The sequence below is a fragment of the Pseudomonas sp. Sample_21 genome (assembly GCF_004307525.1).
Taxonomy (GTDB): Bacteria; Pseudomonadota; Gammaproteobacteria; order Pseudomonadales; family Pseudomonadaceae; genus Aquipseudomonas; species Aquipseudomonas atacamensis.
On sequence record NZ_RCNZ01000092.1, the window covers coordinates 42987 to 43817 of the forward strand.

The 831-nt window shown below is 59.1% G+C and carries 1 protein-coding gene; it reads left to right on the top strand.

The features are described 5' to 3' along the window. Positions 1-287 precede the first annotated feature (287 nt). The coding region (locus D8U71_RS17755; protein ID WP_277751621.1) for a winged-helix domain-containing protein at positions 288-831 on the top strand (544 nt) is incomplete at its 3' end.

Genomic DNA, 831 nt, shown 5'->3' on the forward strand with positions numbered 1-831 from the left:
TCCACGACCGTAAGGTCACCAGCACCTGAAGCTGGCGTGTCTACCAATTTCACCACCTGGGCATCATCGAAAGCGCTTGTGCGTCGTCGATGGCGCGCACTATACGGAGCGTCTTTTTAACTGTAAACCCCTGCCGCAGAAAAAACTGAATTTTTTTACCAGCGGCGTTCAAAACGGTGTCGGAGCGTCGATACAAGGCCTTGCACAGCCTTATAGAAGCGGAAATTTCCCGTTTCCCGGCGCCTATGCCAAACTAACCCGCATATAGACAAGGTGAAAACTCTCTAATGGCCGATTGGCAGTCCCTCGATCCCGAGGCCGCTCGTGAAGCGGAAAAATACGAAAACCCTATTCCCAGCCGCGAACTGATCCTGGCGCACCTCGCCGATCGGGGTTCGCCTGCTGCCCGCGAGCAACTGGTCGAAGAGTTTGGTCTGACCACAGAAGACCAGATCGAGGCCCTGCGCCGCCGCTTGCGCGCTATGGAGCGCGACGCTCAACTGATCTACACCCGCCGTGGCACTTACGCGCCGGTCGACAAGCTCGACCTGATCCTTGGCCGCATCAGTGGTCACCGTGACGGTTTCGGCTTCCTCGTGCCGGACGACGGCAGCGACGACCTGTTCATGAGCCCGGCGCAAATGCGTCTGGTGTTCGATGGTGACCGTGCGCTGGCCCGGGTTTCCGGGCTCGACCGTCGTGGTCGCCGTGAAGGCGTGATCGTCGAGGTGGTGTCCCGCGCTCATGAAACCATCGTCGGTCGCTACTTCGAAGAAGGCGGCATCGGTTTCGTGGTTGCCGACAACCCGAAGATCCAGCAGGAAGTGCTGG